The following is a 6,887-nucleotide window of genomic DNA, read 5'->3' as shown; positions in this document are numbered from 1 at the left end:
TGCTGCAATATCATCTAAAATTGCAAAAAAGCCTGATGCCATATTTTAATCTTTTTTTAATCTTTGTTAAGTTCAGCAAAAATAAATATTTAATTTCGTTTTCAGATTCATAATCCAACAATAATTTTGAAAATTATACGAATAGTACAGGAATACTTCACCTGCAATATTTCATATCTTTGTTTAAAATCTATTCGATGGATGAAAACTGGGAAATCCAATTACAAGATATATGGATGAAGCTTGGTACAATCAGCAGTGAAGAGTTTATTCAGACGATCAAAGATCATGTGAAGCTTATTTCAGATACACAGGCAATTTCTGATTTTGAAATGGCATGTGCTTACGACTCAACGGGACATGAAAAAGAAGCTGAACCTTTGTACAGATCTGCTCTGGATAAAGGATTAACTGGTTTACGAAGGAGAAGAGCAAGAATCCAGCTGGCAAGTACATTAAGAAATAACGGAAAAGCAGAAGAAAGCATCCGTATTTTAAGAGAAGAAAAGGAAAATTATTCGGATGAGCTGGATGACGCTGTTGATTCTTTTTTAGCCCTTTCCTCAGCAGGGGAACATCAAGAAGCCCTATCCTTGGTGTTAAAAGCAATTTCAAAGTATCTCCCCAGATATAATAACTCGCTGGCCCGGTACGCGGAAAACTTATAATTTCTAAAACTATGATCGAAATACATGATGATTTTAAAGAAGTCCTCAATTCATATTTTACAGATATTGATGCAGATGATTTAAAAACTATCGTCTCATTTTTTCAACCAGAAATTCTTAAAAAGAATGATATTTTCCTACAGGCAGGAAAGAAAAGCACAAAATTAAGTTTTATAAGATCCGGGCTTTTAAGAATTTTTTCTGAAACAGAGAAGAAGGAAATTACACAGTGGATTTCAACTCCGGGATATTTTGTAACGGATCTTTCCAGTTTTATGACTGATATTCCCGCAAGATGGGATATTCAGGCTCTTACAGACACAGAATTGTATACCATCCATAAGGCTGATTATGAAAAACTGCAGGATAAAATTCCCCAATGGCACATATTGGAAAAAAATTTCATCGTTCATTGCTTTACAACAATTGAAACTAGGGTTTATAGCCATTTATCAATGAATGCTGAAGAAAGGTATTTATATTTCTTTAATGAAAATCCACAGTTGTTTAATCAGGTTCCCTTACAATATATTGCGTCAATGCTTGGGATGACCTCTGAAACTTTCAGCAGAATCAGAAATAAAATTGCCACAGGAAATTTTTGATTTTTGTCAAGAGGATTTCAATTTCTCTGATCGAACTTTGTACCTATAAAATCATTGATCATGTCTAAGAAAATTGAAACAGAAATTACCATTCATGCCAGTCCTGAAACAATATGGAAAATATTATTAAATTTTCATGAATATCCCAACTGGAATCCCTTCATTACTGAAATCCAGGGATCTGTAGAAGTAGGAAATCAGATCCAGGTTAAAATAAAACCGCAAGGAGGAAAAACCATGATTTTCAAACCTATTATTTTATCAAAAAAAGAGAATAAAGAACTCAAATGGCTGGGAAAACTACTATTTAAGGGAATATTTGACGGTGAACATCATTTTGAATTGATTGATAATAAAAATGGTACAACTCAATTTATCCAGTCAGAAAAATTTTCCGGTCTTCTGGTTCCGTTTTTTAATTTTGAAAACACGGCCAACAGCTTCCACATGATGAACCAGAAATTAAAGGAGTTAGCTGAAAAAAGCTGATGAATAACAATTCAGGGCACTTCATAAATCTCTTATTTTCCTTACATTTGATGGATGAAAAAGCTCATTCTCAGGTATCATTTTTTCGTTATGGGATGCATCAGTTTCCTTTTGCAGTCCTGTAATACCAAATTCCGAGTTTGGGTTGGCCCGGGAGGACAACAGAAAATCTATAACTTAAAATACGGAGAACATAAAAGGCAGAAAATGGATGTTTTTCTCCCAAAAGATTATGCTAACAGTTCTCCTGTGATTCTCATTGTACATGGCGGGGCCTGGACACTGGGGAAAAAGGAACATATGATTCAGATTCAGAAAATGCTTTTCAACAATAAGGTTCCAAGCATCAATATGAATTACCGATTGGTTTCCCCGAAGAAAAAAATCACATATAAGCAACAGCTTGAAGATATTGGTTCTGCCATTGAAAAGTTTAATTCTTTAGCAAAAAAAGCAGAACTTCAACCCAACAACTATATTATTCTTGGGGAAAGTGCAGGCGGACATCTGGCTTTATTGTATGGCTACCAGCACCCTGATAAGATTAAAAAGATCATTTCTTTAAGCGGCCCTACCGATTTTTACAGCCCTGAATATCTGAATTCTTTTTATTCTAAATATACTTCCCCCACTATTCAAAAGGTTGTAGGAACTCAGTTTAACCGTAAAAATCTTTCAGAAGCTTTTAAAGAAGCAAGTCCTATTGCTAATATTACCCATGTTCCTACCTTGTTATTTCAGGGGAATCATGATTTTTTAGTGAACCAGCATCAGGGAATTGCTATGGATTCTGCATTAACTCATATGAATGTTCCCCATAAATTTGTTTTCATGCACAAAACAGGGCATGCACCAAGATTCTTCAGTAAAAGAAAAAGAGACAGCATTATTTACCCGAATATCCTGGATTGGATTAATAAATAATCCTGTTTATACTGTAAAAAATATCTAAAGCTGGATTACAATACTCAGTATTTCCGCATTAATATCTAATAAAAAAAGCTATCTCTACGTGAGATAGCCTTGTATTTTTAGTTGATTTGAATTCTATTCAAAGTCTTTGTTCTCGTATTTTGAAAAGTCTTCTTTCTTTCCGAACATGAATTTGATAATCACCGGAAGCGTTGTTACCAATACAATGACAATGATGATATACTCTAATTTCTCTTTCAGGTTTATTCCGAACTGGTCCATGAAAAGTTTATCAAGATAATGACCTGCGAAGATCAGAATAAATGACCACAGCACAGCACCAATAATATTATCTCTTAAAAACTCTTTTTTATCCATCTTTACAATCCCTGCAACAATTGGAGTAAAAGTTCTCACTACAGGTAAGAATCTTGCCATAATGATTGCCAATGCACCATGTTTTTCAAAAAAATCATGAGCCTGATACAGATATTTCTTCTTAAAAAGCATCGAATCTGGTCTTTTGTACAAAGCAGGTCCTGTTTTTCTTCCAAAATAATATCCTACTTCATTTCCTATTACCGCAGCAAGAGCTACTCCGGAGGCAAGAAGTGTTGTATCCAGGAAATCACTTCCTGTAGAACCAAAAGTCTCTTTAATGATTTCAACGGCATAAATCCCTGAAACGAAAAGTAGTGAATCTCCGGGTAGGAAAAACCCTACAAAAAGACCTGTTTCAGCAAACACAATAAATAAAATAAGCCAAAACCCTCCCATTTTAATATAAAACTCAGGGTTTAATAAATCCTTCCAGCTATTGAAATCTTCCATATATAACGATGAACAACAAAAGTAAGCCTAAAATGTCTGAAACAAAAATTAATTATAAGATTTTAACTAAAATTTCACATGATATTTATAGGTCGAGATCATCATCGGAAACTGCGGTACCATCGGCCATCAGGAATGCTTTAAGGAAAGGTGTAATATTCCCGTTCATCACAGCGTCCACATCTGACGTCTCATGGCCTGAGCGTACATCTTTTACCAATTTATAAGGGTGCATGACGTAATTTCTGATCTGGCTTCCCCATTCGATTTTCATTTTGTTGGCTTCAATCTCATTTCTGGCCTTCATACGTTCTTCCAATTCCATTTCATATAATCTGGAACGTAAGAGCTGCATTGCCTTTTCTTTGTTTTGAAGCTGAGAACGGGATTCTGAGTTTTCAATGATAATTCCGGTTGGAGCGTGACGAAGACGTACAGCTGTTTCTACCTTGTTTACGTTCTGGCCTCCTGCTCCGGAAGACCTCATCGTCTCAAAAGAGATATCGGCAGGGTTAATATTAATCTCAATGGTATCGTCTACCAAAGGATAAACATATACCGAAACAAAGCTTGTATGACGTTTCGCATTACTGTCGAAAGGTGAGATTCTTACCAAACGGTGTACTCCGTTCTCGCCTCTTAAATATCCAAAAGCAAATTCACCTTCTATCTCCAGGGTAACAGTTTTCACTCCGGCTACATCTCCTTCCTGGAAATTCAGTTCACGGATCTTATAGCCTTGTTTTTCTGCCCACATGGTGTACATTCTCATCAGCATAGATGCCCAGTCACAACTTTCTGTTCCTCCAGCTCCGGCAGTGATCTGAAGAACCGCAGACAATTCATCACCTTCATTAGACAACATATTCTTGAACTCAAGATCTTCAATCTTTTCTACGAGCTGTGGGAATGTTTCATCCAATTCTTTTTCTGAATCAGGATCTTCTTTGGCAAAATCAGCTAATACCTGAAGATCTTCAAACTGGGTATGAATTTCATCATAGCTTTCTACCCATTTTTTCTTGGAACGAAGCTGTTTCAGGAAAGCTTCTGCGGTCTTAGGATTATCCCAAAACTCAGGAGCCGCTGTTTTCTCATCATCGTTAGCTATTTCAATCTTCTTTTTTTCAATCTGTAAATATCTGTGTAGATCTTCAATTCTGGATTGAACTTCTTTTATCTGGTCGTTGTTTATCACGATTTTTTCTTTTGTGCAAAAATAAGGGATTTCTTTCAGAGTGGAAAGCTAAGAGTTCAAGGTTTAATGTTCATGGTCTAAAGTTCTCGATAAGGAAGAATTCATCTTTTAGTCTTTTGGAACTTTTCTTTATTCCACATCTATTATCTCTTCGTCTCTTATCTCATTCTATTCTTATTTCTGCTTCAAAGGCTTTTCTCAGATATTCTTTTGACTTTTTACTTTCTATTTTGAAACCAGCCATGGTCATTCCATACATAAATAACAGCATTATGAGAGGAATTAAAAAAAATCCTGTTATTTTTTGATCTTCTATTTCTTTTATCAATATCATCATAAAGAAAGATGATGCCATTAAACACCATACTATTAAAAAGAAAAATGTAAATATATGTAGCTTCATGGTCACTTGTATCTGTGTTCCGTAATTATTTTTTTGAATACTACCGCTTATTTGGGGAAGAAAGGAATTTCTGTATTTAATGACCCTGCTGATATCAAAACTGTTCGTATCTACAGATCCTTCATAATTTTTTATATGTTTCCAGCTAAAGAACTTTTTCGGTTCAACAAAGTCTGACAGTCTGGTCATGACTTCCTGCTCAGACAAATTGGTATTGAAAATAATACGTTCAAAGGGTAAATATTTCATTGAATTTAATTCTTTAATTTACATCAGATTAGCGATTACCTCACCAATCTTTGGAGCCAGTGCCACTCCCATTCCGGAAAGCCTTACGGCACAAAACTGTTTTTCTGTTATTTGCTTCACAATAGGTGTTTTTTCTGTACCCATAGCCATAATTCCTGACCAGCGAAGAACAATCTTACATTCCTGATCAGGCAGAATGACTTCTTTTAAAAAGTTTTCTAAATGATTTTGTAAAAATTCTGTGGTTTCAAAAGCTGTAGTTTCTTCCGTTTTAAAGTCCTGATTTCTTCCTCCTCCTAACAAAATCCTATTTCCTAAGTTTCGAAAGTAATAAAAGCCTTCATCATAATGGAAAGTCCCTTTTAATTTTAAATTTTTTATGGGTTCAGTCAATAGAATTTGTCCCCGGGCAGGAACTATATTTTCATTTTCCAGAAATTTTGAACTGAAAGCATTCGTGCAATAAATTAATTGATCTGCTTTTACAGAAAATCCTTCTGAAAAGTAGATATTCACCTCATCAGAAGTTTCTTCTATATGTCTCACTTCAGTTCCAAACAAAAACTCAACCTTCAGCTCATGACATTTTTCCAGAAGCTTCTGCAGGAGTTTTCCGGAATGCAGACTTCCTTCACACGGGTTTTCAATCAGAAACTGAGATTTACCCAGTCCAAATTCTTTTATTTTATCCTGTTGTAAAGAATAGGTTTCTTCAAGTCCGGTGATCGACTTAAGCTTTTCATTCACTTCATTTAAATACTGTAGAGGTTTATCATCATTCAATATTTCATACCCTCCGCTGAGTTCAAAATCTATTTCATCACTTTTAAAATATTGTCTGATCTTTTGAAGCCCTTCAAACCTCATCTTAACAAGAGCCAAGGTCTTATCCCAACCCATTTTCTGAGCATCAGCAATGACTTCCGTGAGGCTCCCAAAGCAGGCAAAACCCGCATTTCGAGTTGAAGCTCCTAATGGAACAGCATTTCTTTCAATAATTAACACAGATTTTTCAGGAGATTTTTCTTTGATGGATATCGCAGCCCAAAGTCCGGAAAATCCGGCTCCAATGATGACATTATCTCTTTTACGGTAAAAGGTTTCCTGTTCCCAGATGCTGATCATGAGTAATGAGTAATGAGTAATTGATAATGGAAAGCTTGAGATGAAAGATAATAGACGGATAGATGATAGACATAGAGGTTGAGAAAGGATTTTTTGGTGATTATCACTTTAACATGTATCCCGAACCTCAAGCCCCGAATTCCTACTCTTCTTTTTCTCCGTTATGATGAAAACCAATAGCACGTCTAGGTTCTTCTACTACTTTATAAGTTTCAAGCTCACTTTTTAAGGCCTTGATTCTTAACTGAAATTCGTCAAAGTTATTGATGATGACATCTGCCAAAAACCGGGCAACCTGGTCAAGATATTCCTCTGTAAGTTTTGCTGCGGCGTCTCTTAATGCTCCATTAATAAGATTCTGATCAATCTTAAGCTTTTCATTTCGGGTTCTCTGGTAAAGATTTTTG

8 protein-coding genes and 1 pseudogene are annotated in these 6,887 nt (G+C 35.4%); 4 read left to right on the top strand and 5 right to left on the bottom strand.

Going from position 1 to position 6,887, the window contains the following annotated elements; genetic code table 11:
- Nucleotides 1–197: 197 nt before the first annotated feature.
- From BBH99_RS07095 to BBH99_RS07080, 4 genes are read left to right on the top strand one after another with little or no spacing between them, the layout of a single operon-like run.
- Complete coding sequence (locus BBH99_RS07095) at nt 198–668, top strand: tetratricopeptide repeat protein (protein ID WP_228390761.1); 471 nt, start codon at nt 198–200, stop codon at nt 666–668.
- An 11-nt stretch (nt 669–679) separates the two neighbouring features.
- Complete coding sequence (locus tag BBH99_RS07090; RefSeq protein ID WP_083188770.1) at nt 680–1,273, top strand: Crp/Fnr family transcriptional regulator; 594 nt, start codon at nt 680–682, stop codon at nt 1,271–1,273.
- Nucleotides 1,274–1,333: 60 nt separating this feature from the next.
- Nucleotides 1,334–1,762, top strand: coding sequence for an SRPBCC domain-containing protein (locus tag BBH99_RS07085; RefSeq protein WP_066693906.1), 429 nt, complete (start codon nt 1,334–1,336; stop codon nt 1,760–1,762).
- A 54-nt stretch (nt 1,763–1,816) separates the two neighbouring features.
- The gene (locus tag BBH99_RS07080) at nt 1,817–2,686 is read left to right on the top strand and encodes an alpha/beta hydrolase (protein ID WP_066693902.1); all 870 of its coding nucleotides are present in this window, start codon (nt 1,817–1,819) and stop codon (nt 2,684–2,686) included.
- Between the two features lie 123 nt (nt 2,687–2,809).
- Here BBH99_RS07080 and BBH99_RS07075 read toward each other — a convergent pair whose 3' ends face one another.
- The 5 genes and pseudogenes from BBH99_RS07075 to BBH99_RS07055 form a co-directional block, all read right to left on the bottom strand.
- Entirely contained in the window at nt 2,810–3,505 is a 696-nt protein-coding gene (locus BBH99_RS07075) for a DedA family protein (protein ID WP_066693900.1), read from the bottom strand.
- An 85-nt stretch (nt 3,506–3,590) separates the two neighbouring features.
- The gene (gene prfB / locus BBH99_RS07070) at nt 3,591–4,703 is read right to left on the bottom strand and encodes a peptide chain release factor 2 (RefSeq protein ID WP_066693895.1); all 1,113 of its coding nucleotides are present in this window, start codon (nt 4,701–4,703) and stop codon (nt 3,591–3,593) included.
- A 163-nt stretch (nt 4,704–4,866) separates the two neighbouring features.
- Nucleotides 4,867–5,355, bottom strand: coding sequence for a hypothetical protein (locus BBH99_RS07065; RefSeq protein ID WP_066693891.1), 489 nt, complete (start codon nt 5,353–5,355; stop codon nt 4,867–4,869).
- An 18-nt stretch (nt 5,356–5,373) separates the two neighbouring features.
- Complete coding sequence (locus BBH99_RS07060; RefSeq protein ID WP_066693889.1) at nt 5,374–6,480, bottom strand: NAD(P)/FAD-dependent oxidoreductase; 1,107 nt, start codon at nt 6,478–6,480, stop codon at nt 5,374–5,376.
- Nucleotides 6,481–6,622: 142 nt separating this feature from the next.
- A pseudogene (locus tag BBH99_RS07055) lies at nt 6,623–6,887 on the bottom strand (ATP-binding protein); the annotation flags it as partial.

The sequence above is a fragment of the Chryseobacterium contaminans genome (genome assembly GCF_001684955.1).
In the GTDB taxonomy this organism is placed as follows: Bacteria; Bacteroidota; Bacteroidia; order Flavobacteriales; family Weeksellaceae; genus Chryseobacterium; species Chryseobacterium contaminans.
The sequence above is the reverse complement of the archived record's forward strand: the minus strand, read 5'-3'. Positions and strand labels throughout refer to the sequence as shown.

What these genes read in the sequence shown, in the direction of transcription:
- BBH99_RS07090 (WP_083188770.1), top strand. Translation starts at nt 680, where the DNA reads ATGATCGAAATACATGATGATTTTAAAGAAGTCCTCAATTCATATTTT.
- BBH99_RS07085 (WP_066693906.1), top strand. Translation starts at nt 1,334, where the DNA reads ATGTCTAAGAAAATTGAAACAGAAATTACCATTCATGCCAGTCCTGAA.
- BBH99_RS07095 (WP_228390761.1), top strand. Translation starts at nt 198, where the DNA reads ATGGATGAAAACTGGGAAATCCAATTACAAGATATATGGATGAAGCTT.
- BBH99_RS07065 (WP_066693891.1), bottom strand. Translation starts at nt 5,355, where the DNA reads ATGAAATATTTACCCTTTGAACGTATTATTTTCAATACCAATTTGTCT.
- BBH99_RS07075 (WP_066693900.1), bottom strand. Translation starts at nt 3,505, where the DNA reads ATGGAAGATTTCAATAGCTGGAAGGATTTATTAAACCCTGAGTTTTAT.
- BBH99_RS07080 (WP_066693902.1), top strand. Translation starts at nt 1,817, where the DNA reads ATGAAAAAGCTCATTCTCAGGTATCATTTTTTCGTTATGGGATGCATC.
- BBH99_RS07060 (WP_066693889.1), bottom strand. Translation starts at nt 6,480, where the DNA reads ATGATCAGCATCTGGGAACAGGAAACCTTTTACCGTAAAAGAGATAAT.